The sequence below is a fragment of the Paenibacillus periandrae genome, assembly GCF_022458865.1.
GTDB classification, from domain to species: domain Bacteria; phylum Bacillota; class Bacilli; order Paenibacillales; family NBRC-103111; genus Paenibacillus_S; species Paenibacillus_S periandrae.
Map to the genome: position 1 here is coordinate 124,284 of NZ_JAJNMU010000001.1, position 26,322 is coordinate 150,605.

The 26,322-nt window shown below is 47.3% G+C and carries 17 protein-coding genes; all 17 read right to left on the reverse strand.

Going from position 1 to position 26,322, the window contains the following annotated elements:
- Positions 1–31: 31 nt before the first annotated feature.
- The 17 genes from murA to LRL21_RS00650 all read right to left on the reverse strand — a co-directional run bounded on the left by murA (position 32) and on the right by LRL21_RS00650 (position 26,318).
- Entirely contained in the window at positions 32–1,303 is a 1,272-nt protein-coding gene (murA, locus tag LRL21_RS00570; RefSeq protein WP_240413813.1) for a UDP-N-acetylglucosamine 1-carboxyvinyltransferase, read from the reverse strand.
- Positions 1,304–1,318: 15 nt separating this feature from the next.
- Positions 1,319–2,224, reverse strand: a complete 906-nt coding sequence (gene murB, locus LRL21_RS00575) for a UDP-N-acetylmuramate dehydrogenase (RefSeq protein ID WP_240413814.1) — start codon at positions 2,222–2,224, stop codon at positions 1,319–1,321.
- Positions 2,225–2,421: 197 nt separating this feature from the next.
- Positions 2,422–3,495, reverse strand: a complete 1,074-nt coding sequence (locus LRL21_RS00580) for an undecaprenyldiphospho-muramoylpentapeptide beta-N-acetylglucosaminyltransferase (protein WP_240413815.1) — start codon at positions 3,493–3,495, stop codon at positions 2,422–2,424.
- Positions 3,496–3,504: 9 nt separating this feature from the next.
- Positions 3,505–4,602, reverse strand: a complete 1,098-nt coding sequence (spoVE, locus tag LRL21_RS00585; RefSeq protein ID WP_240413816.1) for a stage V sporulation protein E — start codon at positions 4,600–4,602, stop codon at positions 3,505–3,507.
- 55 nt (positions 4,603–4,657) lie between these two features.
- Complete coding sequence (gene murD / locus LRL21_RS00590; protein WP_240413817.1) at positions 4,658–6,106, reverse strand: UDP-N-acetylmuramoyl-L-alanine--D-glutamate ligase; 1,449 nt, start codon at positions 6,104–6,106, stop codon at positions 4,658–4,660.
- 2 nt (positions 6,107–6,108) lie between these two features.
- A complete protein-coding gene (gene mraY / locus LRL21_RS00595) occupies positions 6,109–7,071 on the reverse strand; it encodes a phospho-N-acetylmuramoyl-pentapeptide-transferase (protein ID WP_240413818.1) in 963 nt (320 codons plus the stop codon).
- Between the two features lie 663 nt (positions 7,072–7,734).
- The gene (locus LRL21_RS00600; protein WP_240413819.1) at positions 7,735–9,147 is read right to left on the reverse strand and encodes a UDP-N-acetylmuramoyl-tripeptide--D-alanyl-D-alanine ligase; all 1,413 of its coding nucleotides are present in this window, start codon (positions 9,145–9,147) and stop codon (positions 7,735–7,737) included.
- Positions 9,140–10,633, reverse strand: a complete 1,494-nt coding sequence (locus LRL21_RS00605) for a UDP-N-acetylmuramoyl-L-alanyl-D-glutamate--2,6-diaminopimelate ligase (protein WP_240413820.1) — start codon at positions 10,631–10,633, stop codon at positions 9,140–9,142. Before LRL21_RS00605 ends, LRL21_RS00600 begins: the two co-directional genes overlap by 8 nt.
- Before the next feature lie 85 nt (positions 10,634–10,718).
- Positions 10,719–12,659, reverse strand: a complete 1,941-nt coding sequence (locus tag LRL21_RS00610; RefSeq protein ID WP_240413821.1) for a stage V sporulation protein D — start codon at positions 12,657–12,659, stop codon at positions 10,719–10,721.
- 81 nt (positions 12,660–12,740) lie between these two features.
- Positions 12,741–15,104 (reverse strand): penicillin-binding transpeptidase domain-containing protein, encoded by a 2,364-nt coding sequence (locus LRL21_RS00615; protein ID WP_240413822.1) that lies wholly within the window; start codon positions 15,102–15,104, stop codon positions 12,741–12,743.
- Between the two features lie 34 nt (positions 15,105–15,138).
- Complete coding sequence (ftsL, locus tag LRL21_RS00620) at positions 15,139–15,576, reverse strand: cell division protein FtsL (RefSeq protein ID WP_240413823.1); 438 nt, start codon at positions 15,574–15,576, stop codon at positions 15,139–15,141.
- Between the two features lie 99 nt (positions 15,577–15,675).
- Entirely contained in the window at positions 15,676–16,632 is a 957-nt protein-coding gene (rsmH, locus tag LRL21_RS00625) for a 16S rRNA (cytosine(1402)-N(4))-methyltransferase RsmH (protein ID WP_240413824.1), read from the reverse strand.
- Between the two features lie 98 nt (positions 16,633–16,730).
- The gene (gene mraZ, locus LRL21_RS00630; protein WP_240413825.1) at positions 16,731–17,168 is read right to left on the reverse strand and encodes a division/cell wall cluster transcriptional repressor MraZ; all 438 of its coding nucleotides are present in this window, start codon (positions 17,166–17,168) and stop codon (positions 16,731–16,733) included.
- A 117-nt stretch (positions 17,169–17,285) separates the two neighbouring features.
- Positions 17,286–18,353, reverse strand: coding sequence for a DUF4349 domain-containing protein (locus tag LRL21_RS00635; RefSeq protein WP_240413826.1), 1,068 nt, complete (start codon positions 18,351–18,353; stop codon positions 17,286–17,288).
- 234 nt (positions 18,354–18,587) lie between these two features.
- Positions 18,588–20,396: an ABC transporter ATP-binding protein gene (locus LRL21_RS00640; protein WP_240414188.1), complete on the reverse strand. Its 1,809-nt coding sequence runs from the start codon at positions 20,394–20,396 to the stop codon at positions 18,588–18,590.
- Positions 20,397–20,428: 32 nt separating this feature from the next.
- Positions 20,429–22,279, reverse strand: a complete 1,851-nt coding sequence (locus LRL21_RS00645) for an ABC transporter ATP-binding protein (RefSeq protein ID WP_240413827.1) — start codon at positions 22,277–22,279, stop codon at positions 20,429–20,431.
- A gap of 346 nt (positions 22,280–22,625) precedes the next feature.
- Entirely contained in the window at positions 22,626–26,318 is a 3,693-nt protein-coding gene (locus tag LRL21_RS00650; protein WP_240413828.1) for a dynamin family protein, read from the reverse strand.
- Positions 26,319–26,322: the final 4 nt, after the last annotated feature.

Below are 26,322 nucleotides of genomic sequence, written 5' to 3' on the forward strand. Positions count from 1 at the left end.
CGGCAATGGTCATAATAATCATAGACAGTAATTATTCCGTTGCTACAGGTGTTGTTCTAAGAATGTTGGCGCCCAAGGAGCTCAACATATGCTCAATTCGATCGTAGCCTCTATCAATATGATGAATTTGTTCAATGATCGTAGTTCCATGAGCGGCCAGACCTGCTATAACAAGCGCTGCTCCAGCCCGTAAGTCGGTAGCTTCTACCGTAGCTCCATATAGTCTGGGCACACCCCGAATAAATGCTGAATTCCAATCTACCCGAATATCAGCTCCCATGCGAGCCAGCTCAGCCACATGCTTGAATCTTCCTTCAAAAACGGTTTCCTTGAGGATACTTAAACCATCTGCCAATGAAAGCAGCACCATAATCTGTGATTGCAGATCTGTCGGAAATGCAGGGTAGGGAGATGTAATAATCCGTTCTATCGACTTGGATCTTGCAAGACAGCTTACATTCATTATATCACCGTTAATCGTGATTTGAACACCTGCACGCTTCAGTACGTGGATGGCTGATGTTAAATGAGCAGGGCACACATTCTCCAATGTAATGTTTCCCCGCGTGACAGCAGCAGCAATCATAAGGGTTCCGGCTACGATTCGGTCAGGAATAATACGATAAGTACATGGGGTCAGCACTGATACCCCTTCAATCGTGATCGTGTCGGTTCCAGCACCTATAATCCGGGCACCCATGGCATTCAGGAAATTTTGCAGATCCTGAATCTCCGGTTCTCTGGCGGCATTGGAAATAGTCGTCATGCCCTTGGCCATAGCTGCAGCCATCATAATGTTTTCTGTTGCGCCTACACTTGGAAAATCGAGTGCGATCTCAGCGCCTATTAACTCTTTTGCTGTACAAATGATAGTATTCCCGCCAGTTTCCTCAATCGTTGCTCCCAAAGCGGCAAGTCCTCGCAGGTGTAAATCTATTTTTCTTTCTCCTATGGCACATCCGCCTGGCTGATAGACTTGAACACGACCAAATCGTGCCAATAAAGGGCCCATCAAAAAAATCGAAGATCTCATCTGGCTCATCTGGCTTTCCGGGATGTGATAGGATTGTGCTGTGGATGAATTTACGGTTACCGTATCACCTTGATGCTCCGTACGACAGCCCAGCGCGCGAAGAATGCTCAGCATAACCTGGATGTCTGACAAATCGGGTACGTTCAAAATGCTAAACGTTCCCTCTGCCATCATGCCTGCCGCTAATATGGGCAGCGCCGCATTTTTCGCACCATGAATTTTGATGGCTCCCGACAGAGGTCTCCCACCTTCGATAACCAACTTTTCCAAAGTCCCACCTCCGATTTACCGCTCCCCCACCACCAGAACCTCGGTAACCAGCTTTACGCCATAAGCTGCCATGACGCACTGCTGAACATGTTCGATGAGGGCGAGCACGTCATGAGCTGTCGCTTGCCCCGTGTTGACAATGAAATTGGCATGCAGCGGTGAAACCTCGGCTCCACCGATCCTGAATCCCTTGAGACCTGCCTCTTCAATCAGTCGCGCAGCGAATTGATCAGGTGGATTGCGGAACACACTACCTGCACATGCCAGCTGCAGCGGTTGTGTACGTAGGCGACGTTCCTTGTAAGAAGCCATCGCTTCCGCAATCTCCTTGCGATCCCCTGTCTTCAGTCCGAATACGGCTTCAATGATAATACCCGGCTGATGATGAAGGCGTGAATGTCGATAGGTGTATTCAAAATCATCCTTCTGCATGGTAACCAGCTCTCCTGTCGAAAGCAGCACTTCAGCTCTTAAAAGTATGCGTGACACATCAGATCCGTGAGCTCCGGCGTTCATATAGATGGCGCCTCCCACTGTCCCTGGAATGCCTCCAGCGAACTCCAACCCGGTCAGACCTTCCTTGCCAGCCATAACGGACAGCTTGATAAATGAATAAGCCGCTCCGGCATAAACCGTCTCACCCTCAAATCGCAAGGTCTCCAAAGCCGGACCCAGCTTAATCACAACGCCGCGAATCCCTTTATCGGCAATGAGTACATTGGAGCCGCGCCCGAGAATGGTCCAGGGAAGCTGATGGGCATGCATCAGCTTCACGGCATCAATAAGCTGCTCACGAGTGCGAGGGATTAGCAGAATATCGGCTGGCCCTCCGATTTTCCAAGTGGTATGAGGGGCAAGGGGCTCGTTCAAAAAACATTTACCGAACGCACCGCTTTGCAATAACGAAATGACCTGTTGCATGGGAAAACCTCCTTCACAGAACTCCGGGCTTCGCAGGTAACGGCTAGCTGCCGCATTCGCAAGAACAATTCAGTAAGCACCTCTGAACCTTATATAGGCTTGCGCTAGCTGTTTGCCGCTTCACCGAGTGTCTGTCACGGTTATAGTGTAGTTTATGTAAGATCGGATAGAGTGTGACAAATGCCCAGATCGTTTTGTCAATCTGCAGCATGGGCGGCCTTTTTGATGAGTTTAATAATAGCGTCGGTTCCATTCAAGTGCTTCGCTTCTTTAGCTTTTGCTACATATTTCTCTTGATTTACATGGAGAAGCTCAACGCTCTGGATTAAAGTATCCGCAGTTAATTGCTCTTCGAACAAAACCTCTCCATACCCCCTTGCTTGAAATGAGCCTGCATTTAAAATCTGATCTCCCCGACTTGCTTGTTTGGTCAACGGGATGAGCAGCATCGGTTTTTCCAAGGCCAAAAATTCAAATATGGAGGTAGCACCTGCCCGGGATACGACTAAATTCGTCATAGCGAGCACATCTCGCAGATCCTCATTCAGATATTCAAATTGCTTGTAGCCTCTTCTACCCAGAAAAGCCTCATCCACATGGCCTTTACCGCACAGATGAACGATTTGATAGCTCTGAAGCAGCACATCCAGTGCAGCTCGAACAACATTATTTATTTTCTGCGCTCCCAGACTGCCTCCCATGACAAGAAGAATCGGTTTTTGCTGATGAAAGTCGCACAGCTGCAGGCCCTTCATCACATTGCCTTGTAAAATATGCTCACGAATCGGTAAGCCCGTACAAATCGCTTTGTTGCCTTTAATATGCTTGAGAGACTCTGGAAACGTCACACATACCTGATCAGCAAAGGGCAGCGAAATTTTGTTGGCAAGGCCAGGTGTCATATCGGATTCATGAATAATAATAGGAATACGGTTGAGCTTACTGGCCAAAATGACAGGAACAGAAACGAATCCACCTTTGGAGAAAACAACGTCAGGTTTCAGCTTTCGCAAAAGGCTGTAAGCTTGGCCAATCCCCCGAATAACGTTAAACGGGTCCTTCATATTTTTGAAATCAAAATATCTGCGCAGCTTGCCGGAAGCAATCGGATGAAAAGGTATTCCCTCTTGACCGATAATTTCACGCTCAATACCCTGCTGCGAGCCGATATATTGAATATCCCAGCCCTGCAGCTTCAACTTGGCGATAATAGCCAAATTGGGCGTTACATGGCCAGCTGAACCGCCTCCGGTGAATACAATTTTCTTCATAGCTTTCACTCACCTCGCATAGCGGGAAATATTAAGTAAGATACCAATGGAGGTCAGCATCAATGTCAAGGATGAGCCTCCGGCGCTGATCAACGGCAGGGTAATACCCGTTACCGGGAACATCCCGATCACTACGCCAATGTTGATGATCACCTGGACAGCAATCATTCCGACGATGCCCGTTGCAAGCAAGCTTCCAAACATGTCTGGTGCCGTAATTGCCGTACGCATTCCTCGCCACAGAAGCAGCAAAAACAGGATCAGCACACAACCGCCACCTATGAAACCAAGCTCCTCGGCAATAATTGAGAAAATAAAATCAGTCTGCGGCTCGGGTAAGTAACTATATTTTTGCCTACTCATACCAAGTCCCAATCCCACAAAGCCTCCAGGCCCTATGGCATATAACGATTGAATCGCCTGATACCCTGCCCCAAGCGGATCTGCCCACGGATCCAGAAATGCTGTAATCCGCTGCAGGCGATAGGGAGCAGCAATTATAAGTCCAATGAAGCCAACCAGTCCCGCCATGCCCAGGTAGGACAAATGCAGCAATCGGGCACCTGACGCATAAATAATAAGCAGAGCTGCACCCATTAGCACGACTCCGGTTCCAAGATCCGGCTGCAGCATAATAAGCCCAAACGCCAGTCCGACCAAGCCCAGTGGGGGCAAAAGTCCTTCTGTGAACAAGGCAATCTTATTTTGCCGATCGGTCAACAGCTTGGACAAGAATAAAATCATACCCATTTTCATAAACTCAGAAGGCTGTATACCAAAGGAGCCAATCCCCAGCCAGCTTCGCGCGCCTCCCCGAACAACACCCACACCGGGTATTAATACCGCAGCCAGCATCACAAAGCAAATGATCAGAATCAAACGGGCATGCTTTTTCCACAGTGCATAATCAACGTTCATCGTGAACAGCATCGCCACAACACCGAGAACAGCGAACAAGAGCTGCCTTTTTAAATAATAATACCAGTCACCGAATTCATGAAATGCCAGCACAGCGCTGGCACTGTAAACCATTACCACGCCAATCGTTAATAAAATCAACGTGCACATCAGCATTAGCATATCCGGAGTAGACCGCGATTTCACCATAAATGCCACCTCTTACCCAGTAAAATGGTAGGGTAGGCTTGTATACCACCCTACTTTACAGGGTATGCACAGACTGCTTAAACATGCTTCCTCGCTCTTCATAGGAGGCAAACATATCCCAGCTGGCGCACGCAGGTGATAGCAGCACAACATCACCAGGCTTCGCCATGGCTGCTGCCTCATGAACCGCTTCCGTTATAGCATCCTGCGCTTGCTTGCCAGTATCGACTATTTTGATCCGACTCATGCCTGCCAGCTTGGCAATTTCCACAATTTTATACTTTGTCTCTCCGATAGCGACTAATCCCTTTACCCGTTCCTTGAAAATCTGAAGCAGCTCCATATAATCAGAGCCCCGGTCCAACCCGCCAGCTATTAAAATAACATCCTGCTCAAAGGATTCAATCGTCTTGATCGTAGCTGTAGCATTCGTTGCTTTGGAATTGTTATAAAAAAGCACCTCATTGTGCGTGGCCACATGCTCCAAACGATGCTCTACGCCACGAAAATTTTTAAGCTCTTCTGCAATGACAGCATACGGTACATCGAGTGTTAAAGCAGCACATGCGGCAGCAAGAGCATTTTCAATGTTAAAACTTTCCCGAATGCCAATATCCTTCACCGCGATGATCGGATGAACGAATCCATTACGATCACGATAAACCACCTGCTTGTCCCCTGACCCCGCCGCTTCTGATTGCAGCCGGGATTCTACTTGCTCTACTGCAGCGTCCTCTTGTACATAGACACCGTATTCCAATTGCTCTTTCAGAGAAAAGAATAGTACCGATGCTTTCACCTCAGAAGCCAATCGACAGCAAATCGGATCATCCCAATTCAATATGGCTGTATCCTCTGCAGTCTGATTAGCGAAAAGCTTGGCTTTGGATGCGATATAATCTTCTATCGAGCCATGATAGTCAAGGTGCGTTTCGTATACATTTAATAAACAAGCGATCTTCGGATGAAAATCCTGTGTACCCTTCAGCTGAAAGCTGCTTAGCTCTACGACCATATGATTGTCCGGCTCGGCCTCAAGAGCTGCTTCAGTCAAAGCACGCCCAATATTGCCTGCTACAATCGGCTTCAAGCCGGCTTTCTCCAGCATAAGACCGATCCACGTCGTAGTTGTCGTTTTACCGTTAGAGCCTGTTATACAAATCATTGGGGCCGTACATACCTGATAAGCCACCTCAACCTCTGTAACAATCTCAATACCAAGCTGTTCCGCCTTTTTTATTAGTTCTATTTTATAGGGAATACCCGGATTTTTGACAATCAGACTCACATCTTTATGGATTAAAGACTCCGGATGACCTCCGCAAATAACAGAAATACCCAGAGCCGTTAATTCATCGGCCTCAGGGCACTGGTCACGCTCTTTTTTATCATTGACAGTCACAATAGCGCCAAGCTCATGAAACAGCTTGGCAACGGCAACGCCGCTAAGCGCCAAGCCAAGAACTACTACCTGCTGATTACGATATGCCTGCGGATGCTTCATTGCTATAACACCTCATTTATATAAAGTCCAATTGCTGCCAATACAATGCCAACTGTCCAAAATGTAACGACTACCCGCCACTCTGACCAGCCAACCAATTCAAAATGATGATGGATCGGACTCATTTTGAATACGCGTTTTCCCCTTGTTTTAAAGGAAACGACTTGAATAATAACGGACAGCACCTCAACTACAAATACGCCGCCGACCACTATCAACAAAATCTCCGATTTTGTCAATACAGCCACAAGTGCTAACCCACCACCGATACCCAGTGATCCTGAATCCCCCATGAATACTTTGGCAGGATGTGTATTGAATACGAGGAAGCCCAGAACCGCTCCAACCATTGCAGCGCAAAAAATCGCCACATCCGGCAGTGTACTGTTCATAGCTATAATGGCATATGCACCAAATGCCACAGCGCTGGTTCCTGCTAGCAGCCCATCAAGACCGTCGGTGAAATTCACGGCATTGGATGTTCCAAGCATCATCACCGCCACGAATGGAAAATACAACCAGCCCATGGAGATTGTATAATGAAGAAATGGAATCCGGACATCCGTGCTGAAGCCCAGCTTGTAAAGCAGGATACAGACAATTACGGATACAATCAACTGTCCAAGCAGCTTTTGTCTTGCAGTGAGTCCCAACGAACGCTTCAAAATAATTTTTATATAATCATCCATAAATCCAACCAAACCATACCCCAATGTGGCTACCAGCAGGATGATCATCTCCGTGCTAGTATCAGCAAAACGCAATACCGCTAACGAAAGCGCGAGCAAAATAATAATGCCGCCCATTGTCGGTGTTCCGGCTTTTTTCAGATGCCCCTGAGGACCATCCGTCCGAATTTGCTGACCAAATTTCAGCCTCTTTAATAAAGGTATGCATAATGGCCCCAAAATGACGGCAAGTAAAAAAGATGCCCCCAATGTAATCATGACCACATTAAAATCCACAACCATTACTCCTTCCCACCCTCCGTGTGGAGGGCTCCATAGGGCTTTGCCCTCTGGACACCTTTTTACTTAAATTCATAGAGCTGCGCTCTTTGGACTCACTTAAATTCAAAGAGCTGCGCTCTTTGGACTCTCATTTTTTGCTGCCGCAAAGGGGGATTCCCCTCCCAAACCCTCCCTATGGGAGGGCTCCAAAGGGCGCTGCCCTCTGGACTCCCTGTGTCGTATGCAGACTGCTCTGTTCTCGGGCCGCTTTGTTCCTATGGAACACGCTTGACTTGGGAATTGGATATACGATATTGGCAGACTTTGCTGAATTCAGATCGCTTTCGTCCCTTCGGGACACGCTTAACTATTGGAGTTAACCTTGTTCAGAAAGCTCTTAGCTGTGGGAATCATTGTTCATATGCGCCTTAAGAAGATTACTATGTTTATTAACCAATGTAAAGCGTATTCCGTAAAAACGAAAGTCTCTACACCTATCTAATGATTGTGAAGTAGTTTTTAAGCCCTTTTAATATGCGATCGAACCCTACACTCCAGCCCAAGCGTGTCCCGCAGGGACGAAAAGCGCTCCGAGAACACAACAGTTCGCATACCATCCAGGGAGTCCAGAGGGCCAAGCCCTTTGGGGCCCTCCCTACAAGGGAGGGTTTGGGAGGGTTACACCTTTGGGAGGGTTAAATAATCCACGATTTGTTCCAGCTTCATACCCCTTGACCCCTTTACAAGCACGACATCGTTCGGTGTAGCGTAGTTTGCGATTGCCAGTGCGAGCTGGCTTTTATCCTCAAAATGTGTTACACCTTCGGTTTCATAGACAAGGGCAGCTTGCTCCGCTACATACTTACTCAATGCTCCATACGTAAAAACTCGATCAATTTTGTTGGGATCAAGCATTTGGCCTATTTCCCGATGAAATTCAATCTCTCGCTCACCGAGCTCCAGCATATCGCCCAATACAACGATTTTATGAGTGTAGCCCTGAAGCTCATGCAGTAAATGTAGAGCGGCCTTCATCGAAGACGGGCTTGCATTGTAAGCATCATTCAAAACCGTCAGTCCCAACGGAGTTTTCGTAAGCTCGATACGCATTCCCGTCATGACACTTGCTCTTAAGCCTTCAGCAATAACAGCTGGCGGAATATCAAAATACATGCCTACCGCTATCGTAGCAAGCGCATTAACCACATTGTGAGAGCCCAACACAGGAATGAAAAAATCGACGTCTAAACCACTTAACTGAAAATGAGTTCCTGTCGCATCCATATGAACTCGCTCAGGTATGAAATCATTTTCTGGTCGAGTTCCAAAGGTGACCGTGTTGAAATCAAGTCCTTGCTCCCCGCCACGACGATACTCCCATTCAGGTAAAACCGCATCGATCAGCGGATCATCGCCATTGTAAATCAACGTGCCACCTGTCTGCAGGCCTGCTACAATTTCCGTCTTCGCTCTCGCGATTTCTTCCCGCGTACCCAGTTGCAGCAGATGAGCTTCACCGATGTTTGTAATAATAGCAATTTCCGGTTCGGCTAGCTCAGACAAGAACTGGATTTCTCCACGGTTGCTCATCCCCATTTCGAGCACAATGATGTCGGTATCCTCCTCCAGTTGCAGAAGGGTGAAAGGTAATCCGATATGATTGTTATAATTGCCAATCGTTTTGTGCACCTTATACGTAGTTGCCAAAACAGCCGCAGTCATATCCTTTGTCGTTGTCTTGCCATTACTACCAGTAATCCCCACAACCCTCACATTCAGCTGCGAGAGATAGGATTTAGCCAGTGTTTGCAGAGCTGCCAATGTATCGTCAACAAAAATTAATGGAACGCCAGCTGGAGGATGCCCGTGATCATTTTGCCATAACGATGCAACCGCCCCTTGGCTCATAGCCTCTTCAACAAATCGATGTCCATCGAAAGACTCACCTATTAATGGCACATAGAGATTGCCCAACTGAATAGTACGGGTATCTTTGGAAACCCCGCTAATCTGCATATCAGATATACTGATGTCGCTGCGAGCAATACCTTCGCACATCGCTGCGATCTGGGAGTAAGTTCGTTTAATCATGGCGTCCTCCCCTTATCGCTTCTTTGGCAACCAGGCGATCATCAAAATCATGCTTGATCCCGTTAATATCCTGATAAGTTTCATGACCTTTGCCCGCGATCAATACAACATCACCTCGAACAGCGTTGGCAATCGCCAGATTAATAGCAGCTCTGCGGTCAGCAATAAGCTGATAACGTTCCCCTGGAAAATCAACCTCCAGAAGCCCTGGTACAATATCCAGCAAAATACTTTGCGGATCTTCCTTACGCGGGTTATCGGAGGTCACATATAGATAATCGCTGTACCGGGCAGCAACCTTACCCATAACAGGTCGTTTAAGACGATCACGATCACCGCCACAGCCGAAGACGCAATGAATCTGACCTTCTACGAATTGGGAGATGGTAGATAATGCATTTTCCAAGCCATCCGGTGTATGGGCGTAATCAACAAGAACCAAAAAGTCCTGCCCCTCGTCAACAACCTCCATTCGCCCTTCAATTACAGCTATGGATTCCAGACTCTGCTTGATCGCTTCCAAGGAAATACCTTCCAGCAGCGCTGCTGTTATAGCAGCCAAACAATTATACACATTGAATTCACCAACAAGTGGAGTATGCAAATCCGCAGTTCCGCGAAATGTCGTACAACGGAAATGAGTCCCTTTGGAAGTAATTTCAATGGCTTCTGCCCGTACATCCGCGTTCTGCTTGATCCCATAGGTTATAACCTGAGCAGCAGTCAGCTTGACGAAATCCTCACTTGCCGAATCATCGGCGTTAAGTACCGCATAGCGCTGCCCTTCCGGAGCTGCTGAATATGCATTCCCAAGACCCGAGAATAACAACCCTTTGGAGGCCTTATAGTTTTCCATGGATCCGTGGTAGTCCAGGTGGTCCTGGGTTAAATTCGTGAATATGGCAGTTCGAAAGCTGGTACCCTTCACCCTTCCCAAATCCAGGCCTTGGGAAGTCACCTCCATGATGCAGAACTCCGTACCCACTGCCTGCATCTCAGCCATAATACGCTGCAGATTCAAGGACTCCTGTGTATTCGTTCCATTATTCGGTATCGTCCTATCACCTATTTTCACTTCGATATTGCTCATGAGTCCAGTCGAATGTCCCTGACTGCTCAAGATTCTTTCCAACAGATAGGTAGTGGTAGTTTTACCATTTGTGCCTGTTATACCGATTGCTTTCATATTGCGGCTTGGATATCCATAAAAATGATTGGCGATTAATGCCATAGCGTAACGTGAATCCTTAACAATCAGCTTAGGGATGTCGACATCGACATCATGCTCCACAACCAAAGCAACCGCTCCTTGCTGAGCGGCCTTGGCTGCAAAAAGATGTCCATCATCAACTAAACCTCGAATGCAGAAAAATAAATCACCCGGCTGTACCCGCCGGGAATCCATTTGTAAGCCGCTGAATACCGTTTCTTCATCACCGTCAATACGGCTAACCGCAAGCTGCGAAGCCAGTTCGTTCAGCTGCATGAGCTTCCCTCCATTTTTTACACATGGTATCTATTATGGACAAAAAAAGTGCTGCTGAAAAGCCTCTTTTTTAAATTGTCGTTATTTAATTACTTTCTTGAGGAGGAGGAGCAGTTTCCGATAAATAAATGCGGATCGTAGAGCCTTGCTCCAGCTTGGCGCCTGCCTTCGGAACCTGATTGACCACATAGGAGCCAACCCCGGATTTGGCAAGCAGGAAATTTGAATTCAAGTTTTCGTATATATCCGTGACGCTCATACCAATTACATTCGGAACCTCAACTAAACGGGTATCACCATACACATATTTTCGCTCCAGTTGGTCCTTTCGCTCAGGTACTTGCATATAACGAAGAGTATCCTCCATAATACTTTTGACAATAGGTGCTGCTATCAAGCCTCCGAACTGAAGACCTTGCGGATTATCCACAGCGGCATAAACAACAATTTTGGGATCGTCTGCAGGTGCAAACCCTATAAAAGAAACGATATGATCGGTTGCGGAATAACGACCATTGATGACTTTTTGCGCTGTTCCGGTTTTTCCGCCTACCCGATAGCCTTCAATAAATGCGTTACGCCCAGTTCCGTTTGCAACCACGCTTTCCAATGTTTCTCTAACCTGCTTGGAGGTTGCTTCCGATATAACCTGCCTGACCAGCTCTGGTTGTACCTGATCGATCATTTGACTGCTGCCCGGCTGGTACCAGCCTCTCGCAACAAATGGCTTGAAAAGCTTCCCTCCATTAATAGCAGCCGAAACCGCTGTAATCTGTTGAATTGGAGTTACCGACACGCCTTGACCAAATGCTGTTGTAGCTAATTCTACCGGGCCCACACGTGACATTTTGAACATAATTCCATTCTCTTCGCCACCGAGATCAATCCCGGTTTTCGTACCGAAGCCAAACTTCGAAATATAATCGAACAGCTTCTCCTTACCAAGCCGCTGGCCCATTACAACAAAGCCCGGATTGCATGAGTTTTCGACAACCTGCAAAAAGGTCTCGCTTCCGTGACCGCCCCGCTTCCAGCATCGCAACCTCGCACCGGCAACCTCAATGTAGCCAGGATCATAAAAAGATTCATTCAAATTAACCTTTTTCTCTTCTAAAGCAGCTGCCAATGTAATAATTTTGAAAGTCGAGCCAGGCTCATAAGTCATCCAGATGGGCAGGTTGCGGTCGTAGCTCTCTTTGGGAAATTCACGAAAGCTGCCGGGATCATAACCAGGTCTTCCCCCCATCGCGAGAATTTCACCGTTATTCGGATCCATCACGATAGCAATTGCATGCTCCGCTTGGTATTTGACCATGGCCTGATCCAGCTCGCGCTCCAGTACCGATTGAATATGACTGTCCACGGTCAATTGCAGATTCATCCCATCACGCGGTTTCACATAAGCGTCTGTTGAATTCGGCATTTGTCTGCCTGCTGCATCAGCCAAAAATGATATGCTGCCACCTAATCCGGTCAAAGGCTTATCATATTTTAATTCTATGCCCGTTAAACCTTGATTATCAATACCTGTAAACCCAAGAATATGTGCGGCAAGCTGTCCAAAAGGATAGTATCGTTTATTGTCTTCTGCAACCACGATACCCGGGAGATTCAGAGAACGGATTTCCTGAGCTTTCTCCTGTGTAATCTTCCGTCCACCCGGTTGGATACGTACGATTAATTGTCTTTGCGTAATCTGTTTAAGCAGCGTCTCCTCGTTCAACTGAAGCGTAGAAGCAAGCTGGGCTGCTGCAGACTTGGCGTCTTTGATTTGTGCAGGAATGGCCATTACCGTTGGTGAACTGATATTATAGGCAAGCTGTATCCCGTTACGGTCAAGAATCTCGCCACGTTTGGCAGCAAAAGGAATATTCCGGCGCCAAGAATCCTCTGCTTTTCCAGATAACTCCGGTCCTAACCATATTTGAACAAAACCAAGCCTTATGATCAAAGCGACGAACAAAAAAGTACCAATAATAAGTGCGACAAAAAGTCGACGACGAACCGTTGTTTGAGTTGCTTTCATGACTGCCCGTTCCCCTCCTGAAATAAATCTGGGACTGCTTCATATCCAGATTATTCAGGACAAACAGTAGTTAGAACAAGCCTACCTCGCTGGAGGGTCGTTTTTTTTAGTAGAAGCTTCATTGACCTTGGTCGATTCTGCCGCTTTGACGGGGTTATTAGGTTTGACAGTTGTTACCTTCTTATCCGTCTTTGCTGGCGTAGTAGCAGCGGGTGCAGAAGGAGCATCGGTATCAGAAGACGGGCCCTGCAGCAGTTCGCTGTATGGCTTAAGCTGCAAAACAAGCTGTCTGGCATCACTATCACCAGATAAAGTTTGAGAAGCAACATAGCCTTCACCTACGGATTGACATTTCACTTTAATGAATGTGCATACTTCCAGAGCATCCCTTAATGATTTGCCTGTCAAATCTGGAATTGGCAGATCACCGCCTTCTTGCAGCACCACATAAATTCGTTGAGCAGAGCTGATATCGGTCCCGACTGCCGGTGATTGGGCGATAACTTTACTGCCTTTTCCAATGCTTTCGACGATTACACCGAATTTATTCATCAAATTTTTAGATTTCTCAACGGTTTGGCCAGATAGATCGGGCATCAGCATATCTTCTTCCTTCTCCGCTGTTTTCATTTGCTGGGTATTGGAAGGTACGCCCATATAACGCAGTGTTTGCGACACAATTTCTTTAAAGGCCGGAGGCGCGACCTCACTGCCCCGATGATAATCGCCTCCGAGATCCGGTTCATCAGCAATAATCGTTACAAGAATTTTTGGGTTTTCCACAGGCGCATACCCTATAAAGGATACAACCCACTTGCCATCCGCGTAGCCTTTACCTCCAGGTTCAACCTTATTGGCTGTTCCCGTTTTTCCTGCGACTCGATACCCCTCGATGTAAGCATTACGCCCTGTTCCGATAGCCTGATCGCTAACGACCTGCTCCAAATATTCACTTACCTGCTTGGCTGTTCGCTCGGATACAACCTGCCGAATCACTGTTGGTTCGAAGGTCTGAATGACTTCCTTGGTCTTCGGGTTCACGATGTCTTTAACGACATGCGGTACCATCAGCTTACCGCCATTGGCAATCGCTGCATACGCCGATGTTTGTTGTATCGCAGTTGTCGTCAGACGTCCTTGACCATAAGTAGCCGTTGCATAATCAGAAGGATATTTCATCGCTACGATACCAGGAACCTCCCCTGGAAGATCAATCCCAGTTTTAGCTCCAAAGCCAAAATCTTTGATATATTTCTCAAGCTTGTCCTTACCGAGCTTCTCATAGCCAAGCTTAACAAAAGCGACATTACTTGAGCGCTTTAATCCATCCAGATATGAAATTGGGCCCCATCCGACAATATTATGGTCATGTAGAACCCGCCCTGGCACTTGAATAGCCCCCGACTGATACTTATCTTCGGGAAAGAACAAGTTTTCCTCAACGGCTGCAGCCAACGTGACAATCTTGAAGGTCGAGCCTGGCTCGTATTGGGATGCAACTGTATTATTAATAAAATCACTTTGGTTTTTGTTGTCCCAGTACTTGTTGGGATTAAAATCAGGAGTACTCGCCATCCCCAAAACTTCCATCGTTTGCGGATCAACGGCTATTGCCGTCAAGCTTTTAGGACGATACTTGGCATTCACCTTCTCGAGCGCGCTTTCAATGTAGAACTGAATGTTTTTGTCAATGGTGAGTCTAACGTTGCTACCATCTACGGCAGGCTGGTAATTAACCTTGGCATCGGGAAGTTCGACTCCGGTTCGATCCTTCTCATAGCTCCTGTTTCCGGGAATACCTTTAAGAAAGCTGTCAAAGCGAGACTCCAATCCTGTTAAAGCTTTACCCTCTTTATCCGTATAACCAAGCACATGAGAAGCAAGCTTGCCACCTGGATAAAACCGTTTTTGTTCCTTTTGCAGATAGATGCCAACATTTTTAACATTTGCCTGACTTTTGAGCGTATCAATGAAGGTTTTTACCTGCTCGGCAACCTCCGTATCAATTTTCCAGCCCTCATTGCGAATTTCTACTTGTGTCATCAGTGTCGTCTGTTGTGTCTTTTCATCTATCTTTTTTTTATTGAGCAGCGTCCGAATTTTTTCCTCTAAAGCCATTATGGTTGCTGGATCATCCGATGTTTTTAACAATCCTGCCAAGCCTTTAACGACACTCTGCTCCAATTGATATTTTTGAATTATAATTGGATTCAATGCAATCGTATAAGCAGGCGAATCCTCGGCAAGCACCTTGTCATTGCGATCGACAATCGCTCCTCTGACAGGGCGAAGCACATCCTCCTTGGCCCATCTCTCTTGCGCTGATGTCAGTAAACCTGCACCCTGCACAACCTGAACCCAATAAAGTCTGCCTACTATTGCAACAAAAAAGAGGGTAAACAACCCTCCAATGAGTAATGATCTGAGCTTTACTTTTTTTGTCATTTCGACTCCTCTCTCCCATTCCTATCATAGATGATTAAGGGGCGATATCCGTCGTTTTTTGATTCACTGCAGTCGCATTAGATGGAGCTTTCGGTTCTTTAAGGGACACTTTGCTGATCTGTTTATCTTCAGGTGGGACCAAACCAACTTTGGTAGCTTCAGTTCTTAGACGATCCGGACTCGATAAAGCTTCCACTTTATGCTTTAACACACTATTCTCCGCCTGCAGCTTTTGAATGTCGGTCTCGAACTTCAAAATCTTTGTGTTCATTTCATAGATTTGCGCATAGCGCCAAATAATCAGGCTGGCCACCGCTACGCAGACCAGTACCGTGAATAAATAGAGCAGCTTCTCCTGAACCGGAAGCGATCTGTTACGGTAAACGACTCTCTTGGTTTCCTTAACTGTAACCTTTTCCTTCTGGGCGGGACGTTGTTTAGTTGCCGAGCTTCCGTGTATGTATGCAGGCATTGAGATATTTCCTCCTTCACTAAGTAAGTATTTGATATAGAAAACCTCTATCGAGGCCCATTCGACGTAAATTTGGGCAGCAGCTTTTCCTGTTAAACCCTAGCTATGCAGTTTTTCAGCGATCCTTAGCTTGGCTGAACGCGATCTGGAGTTTTCATCCAATTCTTCAACACTAGCTTCTATAGGCTTACGGTTAACAAGCTTCACAATTCCCTTGGTACCGCACACACATATCGGAAAATCACCTGGACATGTACAACGCTCCACATATTTGGCAAAGGTTTGTTTGCAAATTCGATCTTCCAGCGAATGGAAGGTGATGACTGCCACTCTACCTTCAGGCGCCAAGCAGCGAATCGATTGCTCCAACGCTTCTTCAAACACTCCCAGTTCATCGTTGACAGCTATACGCAATGCCTGAAAGCTGCGTTTCGCTGGATGAGGTCCATTACGTCTTGCTGCTGCAGGGATACCTTCCTTGATTAGCTCGACAAGTTGACCCGTCGAATCAATAGGACCTTTGGAGCGTGCCGCAACAATCTTTCCGGCAATACGCTTTGCAAATTTTTCTTCTCCGTATTCAAACAAAATACGGATGATTTCCTGCTCTGGCCATTCATTAACAATGTCTCTTGCCGTCAATTTCGCAGTACGGTCCATTCTCATATCCAGCTCAGCATCATGGTTGTAGCTAAAGCCACGTTCTGCTTCATCGAGTTGGGGAGATGAAACGCCCAGATCAAACAAAATCCCATCAACCTGCGGCTGGCCGCTTTTCATAACTCGAGGATCAAGCTTCAGCTGTTCCTCCAAAAAACGAAAATTACTTCGCACCAGCTTGACCCTATCCATCAGGGGGGCAAGTCTTTCTTTGGCATTATCCAAGGCTGCATCATCCTGGTCAAAAGCGATCAATAATCCCTCGCTGCTTAAACGGGAAGCAATTTCGTAGCTATGTCCAGCACCGCCAAGTGTGCAATCCACATAAATGCCATCTGGCTTAATATTCAATCCTTCTACAGCTTCTTGCTTCAATACAGTAATATGATGAAACATCGTTACCCTCCTCAGAGTTTTGCGCAGCAAAACTTACTTCGTAAGCGTTACTGAGTTTTGCTTGGCAAAACTTCGTAAACATGGTTTGTTTTCAATGGCTAGAGATCGAAGTTAAAATCAACAAGCTTTTCGGCTATTTCGTTGAAGGACTCGCTCGATTGCTGGAAATAGTTTACCCATATTGGCTTGCTCCAAATCTCAACACGATTGGAAACACCGATAACGACGCAATCTTTATCCAATTTGGCATATTCAACAAGGTTGTTAGGCAAATTAATTCTGCCCTGCTTATCCAGCTCGCATTCTCCGGCACCGGAGAAAAAGAACCGACTAAAAGCACGGGCATCCGACTTCATGAGTGACAAAGCTTTCAGCTTTTGCTCAAGCACCACCCATTCTTCCATAGGGTATACAAATAAGCATTGATCCAAGCCTCGTGTGACAATGAAGGTTGTTCCAAGGGATTCGCGAAATTTAGCTGGCACAATGATACGACCCTTTTCATCGATGCTGTGCTGAAATTCGCCCATGAACATATACCTTCACCCCTTTTCACCACTTTACCCCACTTCCCACCACTTTGTATAGTTTAATTCTCTAGAAAAAAGAAAAATCCTGCTTATTAGCAGGATAGCCATAAAAATTTTTATTTATTATTTATCCTCTTCAGTGCTATCCTGTGACAAATCAGGCTGCACTTCCCCATTTTCTTCTATAAGCTTTTTACGAATCTCCACCATTTTTTTCTTTCTGGAGCGCCGCACAAGAACAATCGGCAGCAGGATTAAAAAGAGAACAAGGGCAACAGGCAGCACCGCGGCGGCTGCAACAATGAGCCATTCAAAGACAACTGTCAGAACGACAGCACTTGCGTTTAATGCGGAAGCCATTCGTTGGAACAACGGTCCTCGGTCATTAGCCTGTATAACGGCAGCTGATCCCAGCTTCTGGGCAAGTCTGACTTCAATCGTTGAATACGATACATTTTGCTCCAGGTATCTCATCCGTCCCTTAATTCGTTCAATTTCCTCCTGAACTTTGCCCAGCTCATTGGAAAATGCCAATAGCTCGTCGGTTTTTGATGCCTTTTCCATAAATGCGATCAATCGGCTCTCTACCACCTGCTTGGCCTTCAATCTGGAGGTCAGATCGACGAATTCCTCGGAAACATCCTGACCCTGCATATTTTTCTTTGCAGACGGATTAATCGTTTCCAATTGCTTCATTAAGGATTGAAAGCCACTCGCAGGTACCTTGATGATGAACATTCCGCTTTTTTCATAGTTATTTTCATTCTCATTAAATTGCAAGATGTAACCACCCGCCTGGCTCACTGCGGACTCGATCTTTGCCTGTGCTTCCTCATATTTATCAACCTGCATCGTTAAATTCGCTTTGTAAATAATTTTCCGTTCGACTGCGATGTCACCCAAAGCATTTCCGTTGAAGCTGTCGGCTGGCTTCGCTGTACTCGCTTTTTCCTTTGCCACCGAGTTCGTCTCCATCATGGTTGGTACCGCCGCGTCACCTGAAGGTTGAGCCGCAAGCATATCCGATTTTTGGTCCGTCAAAGCGCTCGAGGCAGCTCCCGGTGCGGAAGCGGTGGATTCGCCTTTCTCACTGGCAGCCGAGCAGCCGCTCAGCAGAACGACCAGAAGCGCAGCCAGAATCCAGCGCTTGGCCCTCATCTTCTTCAAGCTCTTGTCTTGATTTCGTTCCATTCAGATTCCCCCCATATTTGTTTTGGAATCAAAGCAACATCACTTCGCAATAAGCTTTAGCGAGCTCGTTATCTTCTAAACGTGGGAGAATGAGGGTTTGTTGCACGCTGTTGGATATTCATAAAAATACATCGAATCCAATTAAAAAGAGGCCCGCAGGCCTCCTTTTAGATGTATGAATTATCCAAATAAGTACTTTATTCCAACTCGCTGCTTGCCATTGTTTTTTACTATTTAGCTTACTTCCTTCAGGAAACGATACTGTGCTTGAATTAAACCATAATAGATCCCATGCTGCTTCATTAAGCCATCATGATCTCCCTGCTCCATCAACACACCATGATCCAGCACAATAATATTGTCGGCGTTACGAATTGTCGAAAGACGGTGAGCGATAATAAAGGAGGTTCTGCCTGCAAGCAGCGTTTTAAGTGCCTCCTGAATTTTCAGCTCGGTTTCGGTATCAATACTTGCCGTAGCTTCATCCAGAATCAGAATGCGCGGGTCAGCAAGCAGCGCTCTTGCAAAGGAAATCAGCTGTCTTTGACCCATGGACAGCATATTGCCGCGCTCCTGCACCTCGGTGTCATAACCCTGCGGCATATTGACGATAAAGTCATGCGCACGAACAGCCTTCGCAGCAAATTCCACCTCTTCGTCAGTCGCATCCAGCTTGCCAAAACGGATATTGTCACGAATCGTGCCCGAAAAAATAAAGGTATCCTGAAGCACAATCCCCACCTGCGAGCGCAAGCTTGAAACTGTCACCTCACGAATGTCGTGTCCATCAATCGTAATTTGGCCACTAGTGCTGTCATAGAACCTGCATAACAGATTAATGATGGTGCTTTTTCCAGATCCCGTATGGCCTACCAGCGCAATGGATTGACCCGCTTTTACACTAAGATCGATTCCTTTCAGCGCTTTGCGTCCTGGTTCATACTCAAACTCAACCTGTTTCAATTCGATATCCCCACGAACGTTGGGCAGTTCTTTGGCATTCAGTGCTTCTGGTACGTTAGGCTCTTCATCGATAAATTCGAAAATCCGCTCAGATGAAGCCATAGCGATCAGCATTTGCGAATACATTTGCCCCAAACGGTTAATTGGCTCCCAGAAGAATCCAATATAAGTGGCAAAAGCAACAAGTAAGCCTACTGTAATTTCCTGGGATTGAATCAAATACGCTCCGAACCAGAACAAAATACAATATCCAATCGCTCCCGTTACTTCGATGATAGGGTTAAACGACTGATTGAGCGTCGATGCCCGATTCCACGACTTATGATTGCTTAAATTCATATGATCAAAAAAAGACATGTTCTCTTTTTCCTGCGCAAATGCCTGAGTCACCTTGATACCTTGAATACATTCATTCAGATGGGCATTGATCCGGGACTGCTTGGATTGTACAACCTGCCACGAACGCCGGATATGCACCCTAAGCTTGGTGGAAACGAAAAACATAATCGGAACGGTAACAATAATTGCCGCACCCAGCTTGATATTAAAATACAGCAGTATGAAAATAATACCGACCAGTTGTACACAATCCATCAAAAGGTTGACGACACCATTCGTAAACAAATCCTGCAAGGAGTTCACGTAGTTCGTTATACGCACCAGGATTGAGCCAGCCGGACGTTTATCAAAAAACTTGAAGGAAAGCTTTTGAATATGACTGAACAAATCGTGCCGCAAATCATAAATCACTTTTTGTCCAATCTGATTCGTAAATCGAATCCGGTACGTGTTAGCTGCCCACTGAATAATGTAGAGGAGCAGCATCCCGCCCACACACTGAATCAACAGCTTGGGATCGCCTCCCTCACGCAGCGCATTATCAATAGCATAAGCAATCAGCAGCGGATTAAACAGCTTCGTCAGTGCCCCGACAATCATCATCGTGATAATAACAGGTAAAATTTGTTTCGAGTAAGGCTTCAGATATTTACCCAGCCGTTTTACCTGTCCCCAATCAAATTCTTTATCCAGTACTTCATCATCCTGATAAATGAAGCGTTGGCCTGTTTGCTCATCCATCCCGCTTGCCGTTGTTGATTTGTCCTCTTGACTCACTGCGTATACCCCCCATTATGTTGACCCGTTGCGGCTGCCTGACGAATCCCTTGAGCTTCCTCATGGATATAGGCTGTAGGCTCCAGCTTCATACTGCCTTCCGACTCTACCTCTTGCGGCTGATCAGCGAATTGGATTTTATATGTTTCCAAATAACGTCCTTCCTGCTGCATGAGCTGCTTGTGCGTACCTCTCTGCACGATGTGCCCTTTGTCCAGCACAATAATTTCATCGGCATGCCTTAATGACGAAATGCGGTGGGCAATAATAAAAGTCGTTCGGCCTTTCATCAGCTCTTGAAAGCCCTGCTGAATCTCATGTTCCGTTTCCATGTCCACAGCACTTGTGGCATCGTCCAAAATCAGGATTTTAGGGTTTTTGAGTAAGGCTCGAGCAATCGCAATTCGCTGCTTTTGTCCCCCGGAAAGTCCCATCCCCCGTTCGCCAACAATCGTATCGTAGCCAAGCGGCATTTCCATAATAAAATCATGTGCTTTGGCTAGTCGTGATGCATGGATAATCTGTTCCATGGACACATTTCTTACCCCATAGGCAATATTGTTCAGTATCGAAGAGGAGAACAGAAACGTTTCCTGAAATACAATCGCCATATGCTCACGCAAACTTTCCAACGTAAGATCTCGAATGTCACGGCCATCGAGCGTAATGGAGCCTTCTTTGACGTTATATGCCCTTAACAGCAGCTGAATGACAGTCGATTTCCCTGACCCTGTTCCACCGAGCAAGCCTATAACCGAGCCTGCTGGCGCATCAACGTTAAAATTCCGCAAAGCAGGCTGTTGATCGGTATAAGCAAAGGATACCTGATCAAACTTTACATGTCCCTTAACCTGATCAGCCTGCAGTGTCACTGCGTTATCCTTGTTTTTGACATGCACATATTGATGCAAAATTTCCAACAACCGCTCACCGGCAGCCTTCGATTGGGTAAAGTTATTAATATGAAATCCGATTTGCCACATAGGGCCGATGATATACCACATCAAGCTGAAGAAAGCAACAAGTTCTCCCAAGGTGAGACTGCTGTTAATGACCATCCAACCACCGACACCCAGCAGGATAACTACACTTAAATTCGCAAACAATTCCATTAATGGGAAATATTTCGCCCAAATGCCCGACGTCATCACGTTATTCAGCTTGTAATCCTCGTTGCGCTCAGAAAACTTTTCGATCTCATAAGGCTCTCTGGCAAAGGACTTGACGGTACGTACACCCGTAATATTTTCTTGTACAGATGTGGTCATGTTACTCATCGATTTACGTACCGAACGGAAAGCCGGATGAATTTTCCCCTCAAAACGAATAGCCGTAAATACGAGAAAGGGCATTGAAATCAACGTAATCAGCGTCAGCTTCCAGTTGATTGACATCATCATAATGGAGCCAAAGGTAAGCATCATCACCACATTTAATATTTGTACAAATCCAAATCCGATAAAATCGCGCACTGCCTGCAAATCGGCTGTCAGCCGCGACATCAGGTCTCCTGTTCTTGCTTTGTCATAGTATTGGAACGATAAGTACTGCAGTTTCTTGTACAATGCATTTCGGAGATTAAAGGCGGTATGGTTACCCAGCTTTGAGCTAAACACACCATGCATAAATTGAAATAACGCTTTACAGGTAATAACACCGACCACAACCAAAGAAAGGTATGGCACCGCTGAGAACTGCTGTTTCGCAATCACATCGTCAATCAGATACCGCAGCAAATTCGGATAAACCAGTCCCAGCGCCGTGGCTGTCATCAGAGACAAGATCGACGCCACCAAAAATCTTTTTTCTGACCAATAATACTCCTTTAACTGCTTGAAAACTTCCATGTTACCCTCCTCAGGTTGTGCTGCTGCAAAACGGCATTGTAAACAAAGCGATCCGAAAACGACCACCTTTGTAAAAATGGCCTTCGATTGGACAAGCCTGTAATCGAAAGCGTTTGCTTTTTTATGCATCTTAACACCATCCATAGGGAGCGGCAACAACCCCTTTTCTCATAATAGTCCTTATACTTAGAAAAACCCTCGAATCCCCACAAAATAGGGAAACAATCCACTTATCTCGCCCAAATAATACCTAATTTCGCCATATGTAAACCCTTTCACGAAATAAGCAAAAAGCAGCTGTTCATATTCGAACAGCCGCGATTTGCCTAACCCGTTTTTTAGCGTATTATTCAAAAAAAGCAGTTAGCTGTGTATGCGTTTTTTGCAGCGCTGCCACATCTACAGGCATTTCCAAAGCAAGTAATTGGCCCTGTGCATATTCTTGCAGCTCTTGACGAATGTGCTCCGCCAATGCCTCGTACCAGATTTTCAATTGTCCACTATATGCGGTATACAGCCAAGCCGTCTGCCCAGTCATGTAAGCCGTTAACGGCGCGTTAAGTGCTGCCTCCAGCTCTTTCCGCAAATTCTGCTTACCATCACCCTCAAAGAAATGCTTCGCATTTTTGTAAAAGCCTGCAATCCATTTGTGCTGTATCGAATCGGCTCTGAATGCTTCGGCGCCCTGTGGGGTTTCGAACGCACGTGCTTCATAGTCTGAAGGCTGAAATGCGGCCAGCTCATGACCAAGACCCTGCAGCCACTGCTGTCTTCTTTTGGCGGCGCGGTTATGAATGGCATTTTCAATCCTTAAGGTTATCGCAAGTACCTCCTGAGAAAGATCAAATGCAATCATTTGCTGCAGATCATTCCATGCGGCTCCGGCAATAGCCAAGGCGCTCCGTCCTTCCTCGCGAAAGACAGCGGGATTAAAGGCAAGATTAAACAGCTCTCCAAAGCGGTACGTAGCCCGCTGCTTCACGTAGTAAAGAAGTTCTTCAATCTCCTTGAGCAGCTCGCGCTCCTCGGCTTCCGTTCCCTGACTTCTCAGTACAGCATCCGCTTCCCCTAAAGCTTTGCGAATCGCAGTCGCACGAGCCAGGCGTGCCTGCTCATCGCTTTGCGCGCTCGCAATCCATTGCTGAAGCACATCCGCAGCACGCTTCAGATCGGCCTGACCGGAACGAATCGCAATATCGGTCAGCTCACCCAATGAGAAACGGACAAAATCCTGTTCAAAAGCAGAGATCCCGGAAGCCTGCACGGTTTCTTGCTCCCGAGCCAGCTTGCCTTCCAGCGCATAATAGCTGGACATTGGATAAATCCGCGGGTGACGAATACCGTGCTGCTGTAAATTGTTAGCTACATGCGTAACAACACCCTCCAACTCTTCTCCTGAGGATGCCAGATCGGCAGCATTGACGATAAAAAACATTTTATCCAGCTCAAAACTATCCTTAACCCGGCCCAATTGCAGCAAAAACTCCCGGTCCGCATGAGAAAATGCATGGTTATAATAAGTAACGAATAGGATGGCATCGGCATTTTTAATATAATTAAAGGCAACACCCGTATGTCTGGCATTGATCGAATCGGCTCCAGGTGTGTCCACCAGAACGATACCTTGATCGGTTAATGGGTTGGAGTAATACAGCTCTATCAGCTCAACAAAGCACGATTTGCTTTCGTCAGCCGCATACAGACCGAACTGATCGGCATCTACGCGCAGCTCACTGCCCAGATCGGACTCAACAGTTCCCCAGCCCTTCTCCACAGCCTTTAGAAACGTATAGTGGGGTTTGCCTTTGGCTGTTACACGATCCGCGGACAATCCGCGAATGGCGGACAAGCTCTCAGGCAGGCTTGTCGTATGGATGCCAAGCATCTCCAGCGAAAATCGGATATCATCCGCAAGGCTGTCACGGCTTTTCATCCGTACCTTGGCTGTACCATGCGGCCAGCCGTTCTCCGGCTCCGGTGGCATGATCTTGTTGATAGCCGCCGTCGTCGGGTTCGGCGACACTGGCAGTACGCGTTCGCCGATCAGTGCGTTGGCGAACGAGGATTTACCGGCGCTAAAAGCGCCGAACAGCGCAATCGTGAAGCGGTTTCGCTGCAGCCGCTCCGCCTTCTCCTGCAAGGAACGGCTGATGCTTTGCAGCGGCGCCAAGCCCGCGAGCGCTTGCGCGCCGGCGGTTAGCCGCTGCGCCGCGCTCTGCAGGCGGGCGCGATGCCCGCCCTGCGCGAGCGGCGCAGCGCCCTCGCGCGTGGCGCGGCCGCTGGCGGCGGCAACAGCCGCGAGCGCTGCGCGGGCACCGCCTGCGGCGTTAGCGGCTGCCTGCGGCGCTGCGGCTGCGCCGGGCGCGGCCTCGCCTGCGGCGGCCGGGTCCGGCAGCGCGGGCGCCGGCGTGCGCACTGCCGCAAGCGGCGCAGCGAGCGCTGCTGCGTAGGCCGCCTCGGCCGCGGCAAGCCGCTCGAGCTCGCGCAGGCTGCCTAAGCGGCCGTTCAGCGCATCGAGCTGCTCACGCATAGCGAGCAGCTGCGGTCCCTGTGCCGCTGCCAGCATAGCCATAAGCTCATCAATCAGCTCAAATGCCTGCTTACGATACAGCAGCTTCATTTCCGCAGCAAGCTGCTTCATATAATTTAAGGTATACTCACCGCTCAACCCTGCCGCTGTATTGACCTGCGAAGCAATCCATTCCGATTCCACCTGTACATGAAGGCGTTCTACCGTCTCCCTGATAAGGTCGGCACTTACAAGGGTACCAGTCATCTCTATCGCTTGCTCCATACCCTTATAAAGCGCCTGTTGCAAATGACGCTCCACTTGAGTCGCCAATTGCCCAGCAAAGTCATGGTGAAGCGCCAACAGGCGGCGTTCCACTTCCTTAGCCGTTTTCGCTGCCCCTGCAAACAGACCGACCTTAAAGCCCGGCTTACGGCTGTTCAGGTATTCTTGAGCCAGATCTCGGGTGACAGCCGGTGTTATATTGGCATTGTCCAATAAAACGGTCGTATCTTTACGTAATGCAGTCCGCAATTCCTCAGGCTTGGCTTCAGCAAGCGCAGTTTTTTTACTTATATCCAGCCATTGCACCTGAGCAGACTCCAGCTCTTCATCAGCAGCTAATTGAGCGCGCAGCTGCTCTTTAAGTGTATCGTTTCGTTCCGCTATTTTGGCAGCATGCATGTTGGCCAGATGCTGCGCAGATTTCTCAAGGCTAAGCGCCGATAATGCAGCGTGCTGCTCAATAAGTCGTTCAAGCAGCCAATCGAGCTTGCCCCATTCACTATACGGGTGGTCAGGCACCTTAACCGAGGTATACAAAATACCGTCAGGCTGAATATGCCAGTTAGCAAATGCTTCAGCTACACCTGTTCGATAGTCAGCAAACGATAACTCCTGATCCCGATGCTTATCCACTTGATTGATCAACAAATAGAGCGGCTTCCCCCACTCCTTCATTTTTTTGGTGAAGGCAAAATTAATTTCAGACTGCACATGGTTGTAATCCATCACATAGAACACCACATCTGCCAGATGCAGCGCTGACTCGGTCGCTAAATGATGGGCATCATCGGTAGAATCAATTCCTGGCGTGTCCAGCAAACATGCATGCTCACCTAAGAAGGGCAATGGATAACGCAGCTCAATCGTTTCTATCGCTTCTCCATCGCGGCAGTAGGCAGCAAGCTCGTCAAGCGGCACCTTCTGAACTTTTGGCGGCAAATCCCCCTCATGGACCCGATGGACAACAATCGCTCCTGATTCCCCACTGCTGATCCTTACGATATTCGCACTTGTCGGAATGGGACTTGATGGCAGGAGCTGATGTCCGCACAGCTTATTAATCAAGCTTGATTTACCTGCTGAAAAATGTCCGCAAAACGCTATATACAAGCTTCCGCTCTCCATCTTTTGCAGAAGCTGTTCGATCTTCTTCCCATTTTCCCTATCCTCGGTCTCCTGTACCTTGGCCAGCAAGCCGCGTATCGCACTTTCCATGTTTTCTTCAAGTATTACTCCGCTGTTCATTCTC